The sequence below is a fragment of the Streptomyces sp. NPDC002870 genome, from assembly GCF_042888505.1.
Classification (GTDB): Bacteria; Actinomycetota; Actinomycetes; order Streptomycetales; family Streptomycetaceae; genus Streptomyces.
This window is the reverse complement of record NZ_JBIAPW010000037.1, coordinates 60114-78078: the sequence shown is the minus strand read 5'-3', so window position 1 is coordinate 78078 and position 17965 is coordinate 60114. Positions and strand designations below refer to the sequence as shown.

Here is a 17965-nt window from a genome sequence, read left to right as displayed (position 1 = left end):
ATGAACGAAGAGAAGCTCCTCGAATACCTCAAGAAGGTCACCAGCGACCTTCACCAGACCCGGCAGCGCCTGCACGAAGTCGAGGCCGGGATCCAGGAGCCGGTGGCGATCGTGGGGATGAGCTGCCGCTTTCCCGGCGGGGTGGCATCGCCCGAGGAATTCTGGCAGCTGCTCGCGGGCGAGGTGGACGCCATCGGCGCCTGGCCGGCCGACCGGGGCTGGGACGCCGACGCCCTGTATGACCCGGAGCCCGGTGTGCCGGGGCGCAGTTACACCCGTGCCGGTGGTTTCCTCGACCGGGCCGCCGACTTCGACGCCGCCTTCTTCGGGATTTCGCCGCGGGAGGCGGTGGCGATGGATCCGCAGCAGCGGTTGCTGCTGGAGACGTCGTGGGAGGCGTTCGAGCGGGCCGGGATCGACCCGGTGTCGCTGCGAGGCAGCCGTACCGGGGTCTTCGCGGGCACCAACGGGCAGGACTACACCGCTGTGCTGCTCGGTGCCGCGGAAGGGCTGGAAGGGCACGTCGGCACCGGCAACGCCGCCAGTGTCGTATCCGGCCGGGTCTCCTACGCGCTGGGCCTCGAAGGGCCGGCGGTCACCGTCGACACCGCCTGTTCGTCCTCGCTCGTCGCCCTCCATCTGGCGGCGCAGGCACTCCGCTCGGGGGAGTGCGACCTCGCGCTGGCGGGCGGCGTCACCGTGATGTCCACACCTGGGCTGTTCCTGGAGTTCAGTCGGCAGCGTGGACTGGCCGGCGACGGCAGGTGCAAGGCGTTCGCGGACGCGGCCGACGGCACCGCCTGGGGTGAGGGCGCGGGCATGCTGCTCGTCGAGCGGCTGGCCGACGCCCGCCGCAACGGGCACCCCGTACTCGCCGTCGTGCGCGGCTCGGCGGTCAACCAGGACGGAGCGAGCAACGGCCTGACGGCCCCCAACGGCCCTTCCCAGCAGCGTGTCATATGGCAGGCCCTCGCGGGTGCGGGCCTGGCCACGGCGGACATCGACATGGTGGAGGCGCACGGCACCGGAACGACGCTCGGCGACCCCATCGAAGCCCAGGCGCTCCTCGCGACGTACGGGCAGGACCGGGACGCGGAACAACCGCTGTGGCTCGGCTCCGTGAAGTCCAACATCGGACACACGCAGGCCGCCGCCGGAGCAGCGGGTGTCATCAAGGCCGTACTCGCCCTCCAGGAAGGGCTGATGCCGAGAACCCTGCACGTCGACCGGCCCTCGTCGCACGTCGACTGGTCGGCGGGGAGCGTGTCGCTGCTCGCCGGTGCCGAACCGTGGCCCGACCGCGGGCGGCCGCGCCGTGCCGGAGTCTCCTCCTTCGGCGTCAGTGGCACCAACGCGCACGTCATCCTCGAACAGGTCACGGTGCAGGACCCCGCCCCCGAGGCGGACGGCGAACCCGAGGCGGACCGCGCCCCTGAGGCGGACGACGCGCCCGAGGCCGACGCCACGGTCGGCGAGCTGGCCTTCCTCGTGTCCGCGCGCACCGCGGAATCGCTGCGCACACTCAGCGCCCGGCTGCGTGAGCGGCTGTCCGCGGAGCCGCCAGTGCCACTGCGCGACACCGCCTGGTCGCTGGCCACCACCCGGTCGGCGTTCGAACACCGCGCCGCCGTCATCGCCGGCGACCGCAACGAACTGCTCCGTGGCCTGGACGCGCTCGCCGGCGAGGCTCCGGCCCCGGGGGTGGTACGCGGCACGAGCGGCGGCGACGGCCGTACCGCCTTCGTCTTCCCCGGCCAGGGCCCCCAGTGGGCCGGTATGGCCACCGAACTGCTCGATACGGACGAGGAGTTCCGCGCCCGCTTCACCGAGTGCGCGCAGGCCGTGGAACAGTTCTCCGGCTGGTCCCTCCACGACGTTCTCCGCGGCGCCGAGGGAGCGGCGTCGCTCGATCGCGTGGACGTCGTCCAGCCCGCGCTGTTCGCCGTGATGGTCTCCCTGGCGGGACTCTGGCGCGCCCGGGGCGTGCAGCCCGACGCCGTCGTGGGGCACAGCCAGGGCGAGATCGCCGCTGCCTGCGTCGCCGGGGCGCTCACCCTGGAGGATGCCGCCCGCGTCGTGGTACTGCGCAGCCGGGCCCTGACCTCACTCGCGGGACGCGGCGGCATGATGTCCGTACTGCTGCCGCTGCCGGCCGTTCAGGAGCGTCTCGCGCCATGGAGCGACCGCGTGTCGGTCGCCGCCGTCAACGGCCCCCAGTCCGTGGTCGTCTCCGGCGAGGCGGAGGCACTCGACGAGCTGTTCGCCGCGCTCGAGGCCGACGGCGCACAGGTCAAGCGGATACCGGTCGACTACGCCTCCCACTCCGCGCATGTCGAGGAGATACGCGAGCAGTTGCTCGCCGAACTGGCACCGGTCAAGCCGCGCAGCAGCGCGACTCCGTTCTTCTCGACGGTGACCGGCGACTGGATCGACACCGCCCGGCTGGACGCCGGCTACTGGTACGAGAACCTGCGCAGGACCGTACGCTTCGAGCACGCTGTCCGCTCGCTCGCCGAACAGGACTACCGCGCGTACATCGAGACCTCACCGCATCCTGTGGTGACGGCGGCTGTACGCGACACGCTCGACGCACTCGACATCGCTGACGCCGCCGTCGTCGGCACCCTCCGCAAAGGCGAGGGAGGCCACCGGCGCTTCCTCACCTCGCTCGCCGAACTGTCCGTCGCCGGCGGGCCCGTGGACTGGCGCACGGTCCTCGGCAGCACCCGGGGAGGCAGCGCTCAGGGAAGCAGCGCCCCCCAGCGGGTCGACCTGCCCACCTACCCCTTCCAACGGCGTCGCTATTGGCCCAGTCCCGCCCCCGCACGGCGCGCCGTCCCTGGCGACGCCACCGACGCCCCTTTCTGGGAGGCCGTCGAGAGCGGCGACGCGGACACGCTCAGCGCGGCGCTGGGCGTGGACTCCGCGGCCGTCACCGGGATGCTGCCCGCGCTCAGCGACTACCGCAGGCGCAACCGCGAAGGGGCCGTCGCCGACTCGTGGCGCTACCGCGTCACCTGGAAACCCCTCCCCGCGGCGGCGCCACCCGCCCTCCGCGGCACCTGGCTGCTGGTCGCACCTAGCGAAGGTCCACAGGTCATCGCCATGGCGCGGGCACTCTCCGCCGCGGGAGCGCGCCCGGTCACCGTGATGGCGGAAGCCGAGCAGGACAGGGCCTCACTCGCCGGGACGATCGGGGCCGCCCTGCGCGACACAGCATCCCTGAGCGACACGGCCGCCCTGAGCGACACGGCATCCCTGAGCGGCACGGCCGCCCTCAGCGGCACGGCAGCCCCAGAGGAGCGGCTGCCCCCGCTCGCGGGCGTCGTCTCCCTGCTCGCCCTGGACGAGGACGACCACTCCGCCCTTCCCGGCCTGCCCCGAGGCTTCGCCGCCACCGTCGGTCTCGTCCAGGCACTGGACGACATGGGCGTCGAGGCGCCGCTGTGGTTCGCCACCAGTGGCGCCGTGGCCACCGACCCCCTGCGGGGCGTCGCCGCGCCGCGCCAGGCCCTGGTGTGGGGCTTCGGCCGCGTCGTCGCCCTTGAGGAGCCGAAGCGCTGGGGCGGACTGATCGACCTGCCCGAAACTCTGGACCAGGCCGCCGCCACGGCCGTGGTCGGCGCGCTCGCCGGCATCGGTGACGAGGACCAGCTCGCGGTGCGGCCGGGCGGCGTCCTCGCCCGGCGACTGGTCCGCGCCGCGACAGGCGCGCTCGACACCGCACGCCGATGGGCGCCCAGGGGCACCGTCCTGGTCACCGGCGGAACCGGCGCGCTGGGGCGGCACGTGGCCCGCTGGCTCGCCAGAAACGGCGCACCGCACCTGCTCCTCGTCAGCCGTCGCGGCGCCGACACCCCCGGCGTCACCGAACTGGCCGCCGAATTGGCCGAGTTCGGCACCCGTGCCGAATTCGCCGACTGCGACATCGCCGACCGGGACGCGGTCGCGGCACTGATCGAGGCGATCCCCGCCGACCGGCCGCTCACCGCCGTCATGCACACCGCGGCCGTACTGGACGACGGGATGATCAACTCCCTGACGCCTGCTCAACTGGCCGGGGTGCTCCGGGTCAAGGTGGGCGGCGCCCGCAATCTCGACGAGCTGACCAGGCAGCACGACCTGTCGGCGTTCGTGCTGTTCTCCTCCACCGCCGGCACCATCGGCGCGCCGGGACACGCCAACTACGCTCCCGGAAACGCCTACCTCGACGCCCTGGCCCAGCAGCGCAGGGCAGCCGGGCTCCAGGCCACCTCCATAGCCTGGGGACCCTGGGCGGACGGCGGTATGGCCGAGGGCGCCGTAGGCAGGCGACTGCAGCGACACGGCGTACGCGTCATGGACCCGCAGTCGGCCGTCGCCGCGCTGCAACGCGCCCTCGACCATGACGACACCACGGTCGCCGTCACCGACATCGACTGGGACACCTTCGGGCACATCTTCACCAGGGCACGCGCCCGGCCACTGATCGCCGACCTGCCCGACGTCCAGCGGGCGCTCTCCGCCGCCGTACCGGCTACGGAGGAACCGGCCGGCGGGCCCACGCTCGCCCGTCAGCTCGCCGCCCTCGACGCCACGGAACAACGCCTGGCCCTGGCGCACCTCGTCCGCGCCCACGTCGCCGCTGTCCTCAATCACACCGACCCCGACGAGGTGGACCCCAACCGGGCCTTCCGCGAGCTGGGCTTCGACTCGCTCATGGCGGTCGAGCTACGCAACGCGCTCAGCGAAGCCATCGGCAAACGGCTCCCGGCCACGCTCATCTTCGACCACCCCACCCCGACCGCGCTAGCCGCCAGACTGCGCACGGAGCTGAGCCTCGAAGAGGCGGCAGCGGTGCCCGCGCCGGCGCCTCCCACTTCCTCGACCCACGAGGACCACCCCATCGCCATCGTGGCGATGAGCTGCCGCTTCCCGGGCGGAGTGACCTCGCCCGAGGAATTCTGGCGGCTGCTGGCCGACGGGGTGGACGCGATCAGCCAGTGGCCCTCAGACCGGGGCTGGGACGCCGACGCCCTGTATGACCCGGAGCCCGGTGTGCCGGGGCGCAGTTACACCCGTGCCGGTGGTTTCCTCGACGATGTCGCCGACTTCGACGCCGCCTTCTTCGGGATTTCGCCGCGTGAGGCGGTGGCGATGGATCCGCAGCAGCGGTTGCTGCTGGAGACGTCGTGGGAGGCGTTCGAGCGGGCCGGGATCGACCCGGTGTCGCTGCGAGGCAGCCGTACCGGCGTCTTCGCGGGCACCAACTACCAGGACTACTCCTCCCGTCCGCTTACCGCGTCACCGGACGCGGAGGCGCACCTCGGCACCGGGAACTCGGCGAGCGTCATGTCCGGCCGCCTCTCGTACACGTTCGGTCTCGAGGGGCCCGCCGTCACCGTCGACACCGCCTGCTCGTCGTCGCTCGTCGCCCTCCATCTGGCGGCGCAGGCGCTCAGGACGGGGGAGTGCGATCTCGCACTGGCGGGCGGCGTCACCGTCATGTCGACCCCGGGGCTCTTCCTGGACTTCAGCCGTCAGCAGGGTCTGGCAGCCGACGGGCGGTGCAAGGCGTTCGCCGACCGGACCGACGGCACCGGCTTCTCCGAGGGCGTCGGCGTTGTGCTGGTCGAGCGGCTCTGCGACGCACAACGGAACGGGCACACAGTGCTGGCGCTGCTCCGCGGCTCCGCCGTGAACCAGGACGGTGCGTCGAACGGTCTCACGGCCCCCAACGGCCCCTCGCAGCAGCGGGTGATCCGGGCGGCCCTGGCAGGTGCCGGTCTGTCCGGGACGGACATCGACGCCGTCGAGGCACACGGCACGGGCACGACACTCGGCGACCCGATCGAGGCACAGGCGCTCCTGGCGACATACGGGCAGGGACGGGAGACCGACCGGCCTCTGTGGCTGGGCGCCGTCAAGTCCAACATCGGGCACACGCAGGCCGCCGCCGGTGTCGCGGGCCTGATCAAGATGGTTCTGGCGCTCCAGCACGGAGTCCTGCCGCCCACCTTGCACATCGACCGGCCTACGACGCACGTGGACTGGTCGGAAGGGAACGTACGGCTGCTCACCGACGCCGTGGAATGGCCGGAGACAGACCGGCCGCGACGGGCAGGTGTGTCCTCGTTCGGCATCAGCGGCACCAATGTGCACGCCATCCTCGAACAGGCCCCCGTCGCGAAGTCCCTGATGGACGAGGCACCCGCCGGATCCGTACCCGTTTCCGCACCCGCGACCGTTCCCGTGCCCTGGGTGCTCGGCGGCAGCACACGCGACGCGCTCCGCGCGCAGGCCGGACGACTGCTCGCGTTTGTGCAGGACCGGCCCGAACTCGGCCTGCGGGATGTGGGACTGGCGCTTGCGACAACCCGGTCCGCGTTCGAGCACCGTGCCGCAGTCGTGGGCGAGGACCGTGACGAACTGCTTCGCGGCCTCAGTGCTCTGGCGGCGGGTGACACCGCGGCGAACGTCGTCACCGGGGAGGTCCGGGGCGAAGGCAGGACCGCGTTCCTGTTCGCGGGACAGGGTGCGCAGCGGCTCGGCATGGGCCGGGAGTTGTACGACGCCTTCCCAGCTTTTGCGAAGGCGTTTGATGCGGTGGGTGCGTATTTTGATGGTGAGTTGGAGTTGCCGCTGCGGGATGTCGTCTTCGGTGAAGACGAGGCAGCATTGCATCGGACGGGGTTTACGCAGCCTGCGCTCTTCGCGGTCGAAGTCGCGCTATTCCGGCTGGTGGAGACGTTCGGTGTCAGGCCCGATTTCCTGCTGGGGCATTCCATTGGTGAGTTGGCGGCCGCGCATGTGGCGGGGGTGTGGTCGCTGGAGGATGCGTGTCGTCTGGTGGCGTCGCGTGGCCGGTTGATGCAGGCGTTGCCCGCGGGTGGGTCGATGGTCTCGCTTCAGGCAACCGAGGCCGAGGTGCTGCCGCTGCTGGATCTGGTGCGGGTGAGTATCGCGGCGGTGAACGGGCCGCAGTCGGTTGTCGTCTCCGGTGAGGAATTGGCCGTTGCGGAGATCGCCGCGCATTTCGGGGCCGAGGGCCGGAAGACGAAGCGCCTGAGGGTCAGCCACGCGTTCCATTCGCCGTTGATGGAGCCGATGCTGGCCGACTTCCGTACGGTTGCCGAGAGCGTGTCCTGCGAGCAGCCTCGTATCCCGGTGGTCTCGAATGTGACGGGTGAACTCGCCACGGATCTGACCTCTCCCGAATACTGGGTGCGGCATGTGCGCGAGGCCGTCCGGTTCGCCGACGGCATCCGCCGACTTGAAGAGCACGGCGTCACCCGGTTCCTGGAGATCGGCCCGGACGGCACCCTGACGGCCATGGCACAGGGATGCCTCGCCGCCGACAACCGCGCTCTCGTCCCGGCGCTGCGCAAGGACAGGCCCGAGACACGCGGCGTCATGGACGCGATCGGCAGGCTCCACACGTCAGGCGCCGGCCCCGACTGGTCTGCGCTGTTCCCCGATGCCCGCTGCGTCGACCTGCCGACATACGCATTCCAGAGGCGGCGTTACTGGTGGGACGCAGTGGCCGGGGCGGGCGACCTCGACTCCGTGGGGCTGCGCGCGGCCGACCATCCGCTGCTCGGCGCGGCCGTCACCGTGGCCGGCTCGGAATCCGTCGTCTTCACCGGCCGGCTCTCCCTCGCCACCCACTCCTGGCTTGCCGACCACGCGGTGCTGGGCAGCGTAATCCTTCCGGCCACGGCCTACCTCGACCTGGCCATCAGCGCCGGTGACCGGACCGGCTGTGACCATCTCGCCGAGCTCACCCTGGAGGCTCCGCTCGTCCTTCCGGAGCGTGGCGCCGTCCATCTCCAGGTCGCCGTGGCCGCTCCCGACGACGCCGGGCGGCGGCCGTTCACCGTGCACGCCCGGCCCGTGGAGGTGGACGACACCGCCCCCTGGACACGGCACGCACAGGGCACCTTGGCCACGGCTCCCCGGATCGAGCCGGAGACCCTGAGCAGTTGGCCGCCCGACGGCGCCGAGCTTGTGGGACCGGGCGACTGGTACGACTCATTCGCCGAGGGCGGGTTCGCCTACGGGCCCGCCTTCCAGGGGCTCGGCTCCGTATGGCGGCGCGGTGACGAGGTGTTCGCCGAGGCCGCGCTGCCCGAGCCGCACCGAGCCGACGCCGCACGGTTCACGCTGCACCCCGCACTGCTCGACGCGGCCGTCCAGACGCTCCTCGTCAGCGGCCGGGACGCGAGCGGCCCAGGTGACGCCGGGGCCATGCTGCCGTTCGCCTGGAGCGGGGTAACGCTCCACGCCGAGGGGGCCACGGAACTGCGCGTACGTCTGGCGCCCGCCGAGGACCGCGCCAACGCCTTCTCGGTACTGGTCGCGGACACCTCCGGCAAGCCCGTCGCCAGTGCCGACGCGCTCTTCCTGCGCACGGTGACCCGCGAGCAGCTGCCCGCCGCGCCGTCGGCCGGGCCGGATGCTCCGCTGCGCCTCGACTGGCGGGCCGCCGCCTCCCTGCCGCCGCGACCCGAGGCAGCCCGGTGGGTCGTGCTCGGCAGCCCGGTCGGTCACAGCACCGCCGGCGGTGGCCCGGCGGACGGCGGGATCGCGGAGGTGCTGGACCACGTGGGCGTGCATGTGGAGTCGTACGCCGACCTCGACGCGCTGGCAGCAGCCGCGGCAACGGGGATGACGATGCCCGACACGGTTCTGCTGGAATGCGGTTCGGACCCCTGCAGGGAAGAACTGGACGTCCGGGAACTGCTCGTCGGCGCCCTGGCCGCCTGCCGCCGGTGGCTCGCCGAGGAACGGTTTGCGGGCTCTCGTCTGGTGTTCGTCACCCGGGGCGCCGTCGCCGCCGAGCCCGGCGAGGATGTAGGCGATCTCGCGGGCGCGGCGCTGTGGGGGCTGGTGCGCTCCGCCCAGCTCGAACACCCCGACCGGTTGCTGCTCCTCGACTTCGACGACAGCGAGGCTTCCGGGAGCACCCTTCCCCAAGCCGTGGCCGCCGCCCGCCCGCAGGCCGTTGTCCGGGCGGGCGAGCTGCGCCTGCCCCACCTCGGCCGCGTCGCGCCTGCGGAGGACTCCGCCTCCGTATTCGACCCGGACGGCACGGTGTTGGTCACCGGTGCCACGGGCGCGTTGGGGCGGCTCACCGTACGCCATCTCGTCACCCGGCACGGTGTACGGCACCTCCTGCTGGCGAGCCGCAGCGGGCCCTCGGCCGACGGGGCACAGGCGCTGCTGGCGGAGCTGGCCGAGGAGGGGGCCGATGTGTCCCTCGTGGCCTGCAACATCTCTGAACGGGAGGCCGTGGAGGGGCTGCTCGGCTCGATCCCGCAGGATCACCCGCTGACAGCCGTCGTGCACATCGCCGGGGTCGTCGACGACGGCGTCCTGACCGCGCTCAGCGACGAGCAGGTCGAGCGGACGCTGCGCCCGAAGGCCGACGCCGCCCGGCTGTTGCACGAGCTGACGAAGGACCGGAAGCTGTCGGCGTTCGTGCTCTTCTCTTCGGCAGCCGGCACCTTCGGCTCTGCAGGACAGGCCAACTACGCGGCCGCCAACGCGTTCCTGGACGGTCTGGCCCGGCACAGGGCCGCTCATGGGCTGCCCGCCACCTCGCTGGCGTGGGGGTTGTGGGCCGAGAGCGGCGGCATGACGGCAGGGCTCGCGGACACCGACCGGCGGCGCATGGCCCGGGGCGGTATGCGGCCGCTCTCCGCCGACGACGGCCTCGCGCTGTTCGACGCCGCGCTGGCGAGCGGCGAGCCCGCCCTGGTCACCGTAGGCCTCGGCAGGAGCGGACTCGAGGCCCTGCTGGGCACCGCGGCTTCCGGTCGAACCCGGCGTACCGTCTCCGCCGCCGGAGAGGACAAGGACGCCCTGCTCGCGCGGCTTTCTGCCGTCGGGCCCACCGAGCGGGGCGCACTCCTGCTGGACCTGGTACGACGCCAGGTTGCGGGGGTTCTCGGCCACGGGTCACCGGAGGAGATCGAACCGGACCGTGACTTCACCGAGTTGGGCTTCGACTCGCTGACCGCCGTCGAGCTGCGCAATCAGCTCGGCGTGGCCACCGGCCTTCGGCTCCCGCCCACGCTCGTGTTCGAGTTCGCCACGCCCCAGGACCTCGCGTCCCGGCTGGGCGAAGAACTGTCGGCGCCCGCGCTCGCGCAGTCCGGCTCCCGGCGATCCGACGACCGGCCCTCCGGGACGGAGCGGACCGAGCGGACGGAGGACACGATCGGCGCCCTGTTCCGGACGGCTTGCGCGTCGGGACGGGTGGAGGAGGGTTTCGCGCTGCTGCAGGCGGCTGCCGAACTGAGGCCGACGTTCGATGCGCCGGGGGAGTTCGGGACCGATTTCACGCCCGTACGGCTCGCCCGCCGCGGCGACGGCACCTCGGACACGGGCGCCGCGAGCCTGATCTGCTTCAGCTCGTACGTGGCGCTCGCGGGTGTGCACCAGTACGCCAGGTTCGCCTCCGCCTACCGGGGCGAGCGGGACGTATGGGCATTGCCGACCCCCGGCTTCGGCCGGGGAGAGCCGCTGCCCGTCTCCTTCGAGGCGGTCGTGCGGCTGCAGGCAGAGGCGGTGGTGCGGTGCGCGGGCGACAAGCCGTTCGTGCTCGTCGGTTCGTCGTCCGGCGGCATACTGGCGCTCGCCGTTGCGCACTATCTGGACAAGGCGGGGACACCCGCTGCCGGTGTCGCGCTGCTCGACACCTACCTGCCGCGCGAGGACTCGCCCTTCACCCGCTTCGCCGGGGAGATGATCGGCGGCATGTTCGACCGCGAGTCCATGTTCGCGCACATGGACGCGGACCGGCTCACCGCGATGAGCTGGTACATCCGCGTCGTCGGCGCATGGTCGCCGGACCGCCTCTCCCGCCCCGTACTGCTCGTGCGCTCCAGCGAGCCGCCGGTGACCGTCGATCAGGCGGGACCGCTCGAACCGGACGAGTGGCAGGCGTCCTGGGATGGCGCGGACAGCGTGGCCGACGTGCCGGGCAACCACTTCACGATGATGGAGGCCCATGCGGGCTCCACCGCGAAAACCGTCACCGGCTGGATGGACACCATCTGAACGGCCGTGGCCGCAGGCAATCAACCGTCCGCAGATCCGAGGGGCCCATGCGCATCCTGTTCGTCAGTCTGTCCGAGAAATCGCACCTGTACTGCATGGCGCCGCTCGCATGGGCGCTCGGCGCCGCGGGGCACGAGGTGCGGGTCGCCAGCACCCCGCTGCTCACCGAGACGGTCACCCGGGCCGGGCTCACCGCCGTCCCGGTGGGACACGACCACGGCATCTACCAGGACATGACCAGCTACCGCGACTCACAGGACTACGAGACCGCGAACTGGAGCCGCACCGGGCCCGACGAGATCACCTGGGACGAGTTGCGGCTGCGGTACGAGCTGAGCGTTCCCTACGGCTTCGCCACCTACAACGACTCCATGATCGACGACCTGGCGGCCTTCGCGCAGAGCTGGAAGCCCGACCTGGTCATCCGCGACCCGCTCGCCTACGCCGGCGCCATTGCGGCCCGCACCTGCGGCGCGGCCCATGCCCGGCTGCTGTGGTGCACCGATGTGTGGGGCCGTTCCCGCCGCACGTACCGGGAGCTGATGGCGCAGGTGCCCGAGGAACAGCGCAGCGATCCGCTCACCGAGTGGCTGACGGCGCGCGCCGAACCGTTCGGCGTCACCTGCGACGAGGAGCTGCTGAACGGGCAGTTCACCCTCGACTCCCTGCCGCCGAGCCTGCGGCTGCCGAGTGACCTGCACGAGGTGTCGATGCGCTATGTGCCCTACAACGGCCCCGCCGTGGTGTGGGACTGGCTCCGGGAGGCGCCCAAGCGGCCCAGGGTGTGCCTGACCCTCGGCTCGTCCAACACAGAGGGCTACGGCGGCGACTACGTGTCCGTACCCGACATCCTCGACGCGCTGTCCGACCTGGACGTCGAGGTCGTCGCGGCGCTCGTACCGGCGCAGCGCGAGAGGATCGGCGCGGTGCCGGACAACGCCAGGGCAGTCGACTCGGTCGCGCTGAACACCCTGCTGCCCAGCTGTTCCGCGGTGATCCACCACGGCGGATACGGCTCCTACTCGACCGCACTCGCCTACGGCGTCCCTCAGCTGATCCTGTCGACGTCCATCTCCGATCACGAGCTGCGCGGCCGGTCGCTTCAGGACGCGGGGGCGGGCATCTTCGCGCACCACCGGGAAGCGGACGCGGAACAGGTGCGCGGTCATGTGCAGCGGCTTGTCGGTGAATCCGGCTACGGCGAGGCAGCGGAGAGGCTGCGTGCGGAGGCGGCGGCCATGCCCAGCCCGCAGGCGCTCGTACCCGTGCTCGAACGGCTCGCCACCGAACGCTGAGAGCACACGTCGGATGTGGTCACCCGCCCGCCGGGGCGCTCAGAACCCCGTCCCGGGCTCATTGTCTGGGCGATTCACCAGACCATGACCAGGGCGGTCGGCGACAGGCCCCACAGCCGACACCATGGTCCGGAGCCAAGAGCTGAAGGGACCAGGATGAAGATCACGGTTGACAGGGACAGGTGCGTCGGCGCCGGGCTGTGTGCGATGACCGTAGGCGAGGTCTTCGAGCAGCACGAGGACGACGGCTGCGTCGTGCTGCGCGTGACCGAGCCCCCCGAGCACCTGACCGAAGCGGTGGAAGAGGCGGAGCAGCTGTGTCCCTCCCTGGCCATCACGGTGGACTCCACCGCTCCTTGACCACACTCGCCACCGGGATGGAAACGTGAAGGCTCTCGTGTTGTCCGGGGGCGCGGGTACGCGCCTGCGGCCCATCACCCATACGTCCGCGAAACAACTGGTGCCCGTCGCCAACAAGCCGATCCTCTTCTACGGTCTGGAGGCGATCGCGGCGGCGGACATCGTCGAGGTCGGCATGATCGTCGGGGAGACGGCCAAGGAGATCGAGCAAGCCGTCGGCGACGGCTCCGACTTCGGGCTCAAGGTCACCTACATCCCGCAGAGCGCACCGCTCGGACTCGCGCACGCCGTCCTCATCGCCCGGGAATTCCTCGGCGACGACGACTTCGTCATGTACCTGGGGGACAACTTCGTCTTCGGCGGCATCACCGACCTGGTCGATGAGTTCCGCAAGGACAAACCGGACGCGCAGATCCTGCTCACCCGGGTGCCCGATCCCACCGCGTTCGGTGTGGCGGTCCTCGACGAGAAGGGCCAGGTCGTCGGTCTGGAGGAGAAGCCAGAGCGGCCCCGCAGCGACCTCGCGGTCGTGGGCGTCTACCTGTTCACCCCCGGCGTCCACGAGGCCGTACGGTCCATCGAGGTCTCCCCCCGCGGCGAGCTGGAGATCACCGACGCCATCCAGTGGATGATCGACCGGCAGCACGACGTGCGGTCCACGGTCATCTCCGGCTACTGGAAGGACACCGGGAACGTCACCGACATGCTGGAGGTCAACAGGACACTCCTGGAAGGCCTCGAGCCGCGGATCGAGGGCTTTGTGGACGCAGAGAGCGAAATCATCGGCCGGGTCAGGATCGACGCGGGCGCCGAAGTGCGCGGGTCGCGCATCGTGGGCCCGGTCGTCATCGGCCCCGGGAGCGTGGTCGTCGACTCCTACGTCGGCCCCTCCACCTCGATCGCAGAGAACTGCCTGATCCGCAACAGCGAGATCGAGTTCTCCATCGTCCTGCGCGACTCGTCGTTCGACAGCATCCGCCGCATCGAGGCATCGCTCATCGGACGCAATGTGACGGTGACGCTCTCGCCACGCGTCCCCGCGACGCACCGCCTCGTCATCGGCGACCACGGCAGGGTGCAGATCTCCTCATGAGCCGCACACGGATCCTGGTCACCGGTGGCGCCGGATTCATCGGCTCCCACTACGTACGAACGCTGCTCGGCCCCAACTCGCGTGGCGACGTCGAGATCACGGTGCTGGACGCCCTCACCTACGCGGGCTGCCCCGCCAACCTCGACGCGGTACGCGACCATGAGCACTTCGCCTTCCTGCACGGCGACATCTGTGACGCCGGGCTCGTCGACAAGGCCGTGGCCGAGCACGACGAGATCGTCCACTTCGCCGCCGAGTCGCACGTCGACCGGTCGATCCTCGACTCCGCCGCGTTCGTCCGCACCAACGTCCTCGGCACGCAGACGATGCTCGACGCGGCACTGCGCCACGGCACGCGCACCTTTGTGCACGTCTCCACAGACGAGGTGTACGGATCGGTCGAGACGGGAGCCTGGACCGAGACCGAGCCGCTGCGGCCCAACTCCCCGTACTCCGCCTCCAAAGCGGCCGGCGACCTGCTGGCGCTGTCCTACCACCGCACCCACGGCCTGGACGTACGGGTGACGCGCTGCTCCAACAACTACGGGCACCACCACTTTCCCGAGAAGCTCATCCCGCTGTTCATCACCAACCTGCTGGACGGCCTGACAGTGCCGCTGTACGGGGACGGACTCAACGTCCGCGACTGGCTGCACATCGACGACCACGTGCGCGGTGTCGATCTCGTCCGCAGCAAGGGCGTTCCCGGCGAGGTCTACAACATCGGCGGGGGCACCGAGTTGAGCAACAAGGAGCTGACCGCCCTCCTGCTGGAGGCGTGCGGCGCCGGCTGGGACATGGTCCAGTACGTCGAGGACCGCAAGGGCCACGACCGGCGCTACTGCGTCGACTGGAGCAGGATCCACGACGAACTCGGCTATGTGCCGCGCAAGGACTTCACGACCGGACTGGCCGAGACTGTCGCCTGGTACCGGGACAACCGGTCGTGGTGGGAACCGCTGAAAGAGCACGTCCTGACGGCTGCGCCCGCCGGACGAGCCCGTGGCAGCGGGTGAATTCCCCTGCGCGAGGGCTGAATTCGTTCGGGCACGCGCCTGTCAAGGGCGCGGCAGGCGTACCCCGAGGGCGTAGAGAAGCCCTGTTGGGGCACCGGCCCAGGGTCGTAGGATCGGCCGCACGACCTGGGGGAGGATTCGTGCCTTACGCGAGAACGTTAGTGCCTTACGCGAGAACGTTACGGTCCTGCTGTGCGGTGCTGGCGGGCGGACTGATCTGGAGCGGCTGCTCCGCCGAACCGGAACCAGCGGCCAAGAAGGCACGGCCGACGACGACCTCCCAACAGAAACCGGGCCCCACCGCGGCCCCGGGCCCCGCCGCGACGCCGAGTCCCACCGGGATGGACTTCACCCCCGACCCTGGGCGTGCCCCCAAGACCGCCGCGGACGGTGTGCGTCTCGCCCGCACCGTGGCTGCCGGACCCGAGCACTTCGGCCCCGGCTTCGTCAGACGCGCGCCGTACGAAAGCGATCCGGCCGGATGGGCCGTCCTTGACGGGGACTGCCTCTGGCAGCGGCAGTCCCCGCTGCCCTCCGGCGTGCTCGCCAGCCTCACCCGCCGCAGCGAACTCCCTGCCCAGGGCGGCAAAGGCCCCCTGCGCGTCTCCGCCGTCGTGACGGTTCACCGCGATGTCAGCGGCGCCGACTGGGAGTTGGCCCGCACTCTCGAGGAGGCGCTGCGCTGCCCCCAGCAGCAGCTGAGCCGTACTGAGAAGATCACCGATCTGCTTTCCCAGGGCACGGTGTTCGGCGCCGGCGGCAACCGCTACGCCGACGACGCGCTAGGCGAGTTGGGCAAGTACCACAGCGACGAACTCGGTGGACCTCACCACTACTACTGGGACCAGGCGCGCATCGGCCAGGTGACGGTCGCGGTCGTGAGCAAGGGATCGAAGGGCCGCACCAAGGAGGAGCTGGACGAGGCCACGAGCGCCGCCGTCAGCTCGATGCTGATCCGCCTTCAGCAGGAACTGGAGGCCGCTCAATGACAAGCGAGCTGCTTCCTTCCGATCCTTCCCGCATCGCGGGCCACCGTCTTCTCGCCCGGCTCGGCGAGGGCGGCATGGGCATCGTCTACCTCGGCCGTACGGACCAGGGTGCGCTCGCGGCCGTCAAGGTCATCCAGGCCGAGTACGCCGCCGAGCCCGACTTCCGCGCCCGCTTTCGCCGCGAGGTCGAGGCCGCCCGGCGGGTGACCAGTCCCTGGGCGGTGCCCGTCACCGGTGCCGACCCGGACGCGGACTCACCCTGGCTCGCCACCGCCTTCGTGCCCGGACCATCGCTCGCCGAGGCGGTCGCGGCCTGCGGCCCGCTGCCGCCGCGGTGCGTACGCATACTGGGAAAGATGCTCGCCGGGGCACTCGGCGCGGTGCACGCCGCGGGCCTGGTGCACCGCGATGTGAAGCCCGGCAATGTGCTGCTCGCCCTGGACGGCCCGCGGCTCATCGACTTCGGCATCGCGCGTTTCGCCGGGGACACGGCGATCACTTCGGCGGACATGATCGTCGGCACGCCCGGTTTCCTCTCGCCCGAGCAGGCGGAGGCACGCGGCGCGGAGACGGCAGGGCCGAGCGACATTTTCTCGCTGGGCTGTCTGTTGGCGTATGCGGCGACGGGGCGGCCGCCGTTCGGCGCGGGCGCGGTCGACGCGCTGCTGTATCGCACGGTCCATGACGAGCCCGATCTCGACGGCGTGGACGAGGAGACAGCCGGGCTACTGGCCCAGTGCCTGGCCAAGGACCCGGCCGAGCGCCCGACCGCCGCGGAACTCGACGAGGGCCTGGTCGAAGACACACCCGAGGACAGTGTCGACTGGCTGCCCGACGACATCGTACGGATGATCGCCGAGCGCTCCGCCGAGATGCTCGCGCTGCCCGATATCGAGGCCACCCGGGCCGATGCCGCTAGCGACGAGGTCCCGGACCCGGAAGCGACAAGACGTCAGGCGACCGCCTCCCGACGGAAGTTCCTCCTCGCCGCCGGAGGGGCCGTCGTCCTCACGGGCGGCGGTGTGGGCGCCTGGGCAGCGCTGCGCGACGACTCCCCACCTGCCGCGGGCAACGCCGCGCCCGCCCGCGGCTGGACCATCGGCGTACAGGCCGATCTCAGCGGGCAGAGCAAGGCCGCCGGCCGCGCCCAGGAACAGGGCGCCCGCCTCGCCGTCGAGCAGTTCAACTCCCGCCGGGGCAAGCCCTTCAGCCTGGTACTCAAGGCGCTGGACGACGGTGGCAGCCCCGCGCGCGCTCCGGCAGTCGCCAAGCAGTTCACCGCGGACCGCAGGGTGCTCGCCGTGCTCGGCCCGACCGGTGATGAGACGGCCCGGGCGGTACTGCCCACCTACGACGAGGCGCTGCTTCCGCTGATCGCCGTCTCGCCGGGCGCGATGGATCTGCCGAAAGCGGACAACCGTTCTTTTCTGGCTGCCCGGCCCGGAGACGCGATGGTCTCGGTGCCCCTCGGCCTCTATCCGGCGGCCGAACACAAGTCGGCCCGCCCGGGCCTGCTCCAGGACCGGACAGCGGGCCAGTACGGCTGGGAATCGGTCACCATCGCCAACTACGGCATGCGTGCCTTCGGGCGCGTCCCCTATCCCCGGGTCGTGCCCGCGAACCTCAAGGACTTCAAGCCCGTGATCGCCGACATGCTCAAGGCGGGTGTGGACTCCTTCACCTACTGCGGCTACGCGGAGGGGGCGGGCAGGTTAGCCCGGGATCTGGCGGCGGCAGGCTTCACCGGACCGCGCATCGCCCCACAAGCGGTGCTGGACTCGCGGTTCGTGGAATCGGCGGGGCAGGCCGCAGAAGGCTGGATGCTCGCGGCGTCTTTCGTCGACCCCGCAGCCGTGCCCGCGGCGAAGGCGTTCACCGCCGCCTTCCGTAAGCGGTACAAGGCCGCCCCCGGCTACTTCGCGGCCGAGGCGTACGACATCGTGAACCTCGTCATCCAGCAGTTGGTCGCACACCACAAGAAGCAGCGGAGCGTGCCGGACCGCAAGACTCTCGTCGGGCTGCTGCGCAGGAGCAGCTACCGGGGCATCACCAAGCCGTACGCATTCCGGCCCGAGGACGGACGCTTCAAGGCGGGGGGAGTCTTCTACCACCAGGTGGAGAACGGCGGCTTCCGTCATGTCGGCCCCGCGCCCTCGACCTGGTGAGTGT

7 protein-coding genes are annotated in these 17965 nt (G+C 71.2%); all 7 read left to right on the top strand.

Annotated elements, in window-relative coordinates:
• The 7 genes from ACFYWY_RS32090 to ACFYWY_RS32060 all read left to right on the top strand — a co-directional run bounded on the left by ACFYWY_RS32090 (nt 1) and on the right by ACFYWY_RS32060 (nt 17961).
• Nucleotides 1–11043, top strand: coding sequence for a type I polyketide synthase (locus tag ACFYWY_RS32090; RefSeq protein ID WP_389192949.1), 11043 nt, complete (start codon nt 1–3; stop codon nt 11041–11043).
• Between the two features lie 47 nt (nt 11044–11090).
• Nucleotides 11091–12338: an activator-dependent family glycosyltransferase gene (locus tag ACFYWY_RS32085; protein WP_389192947.1), complete on the top strand. Its 1248-nt coding sequence runs from the start codon at nt 11091–11093 to the stop codon at nt 12336–12338.
• 156 nt (nt 12339–12494) lie between these two features.
• A complete protein-coding gene (locus ACFYWY_RS32080; RefSeq protein WP_389192945.1) occupies nt 12495–12698 on the top strand; it encodes a ferredoxin in 204 nt (67 codons plus the stop codon).
• A 25-nt stretch (nt 12699–12723) separates the two neighbouring features.
• Nucleotides 12724–13791: a glucose-1-phosphate thymidylyltransferase gene (locus ACFYWY_RS32075; protein ID WP_389192942.1), complete on the top strand. Its 1068-nt coding sequence runs from the start codon at nt 12724–12726 to the stop codon at nt 13789–13791.
• Complete coding sequence (gene rfbB / locus ACFYWY_RS32070; RefSeq protein ID WP_389192939.1) at nt 13788–14807, top strand: dTDP-glucose 4,6-dehydratase; 1020 nt, start codon at nt 13788–13790, stop codon at nt 14805–14807. Before ACFYWY_RS32075 ends, rfbB begins: the two co-directional genes overlap by 4 nt.
• 341 nt (nt 14808–15148) lie before the next feature.
• Nucleotides 15149–15796 carry a hypothetical protein gene (locus ACFYWY_RS32065; RefSeq protein WP_389192935.1) on the top strand — a complete coding sequence of 216 codons (648 nt, stop codon included), beginning with the start codon at nt 15149–15151 and terminating at the stop codon, nt 15794–15796.
• The gene (locus tag ACFYWY_RS32060) at nt 15793–17961 is read left to right on the top strand and encodes a bifunctional serine/threonine-protein kinase/ABC transporter substrate-binding protein (protein WP_389192933.1); all 2169 of its coding nucleotides are present in this window, start codon (nt 15793–15795) and stop codon (nt 17959–17961) included. The genes ACFYWY_RS32065 and ACFYWY_RS32060 overlap by 4 nt, the downstream gene beginning before the upstream one ends.
• Nucleotides 17962–17965: the final 4 nt, after the last annotated feature.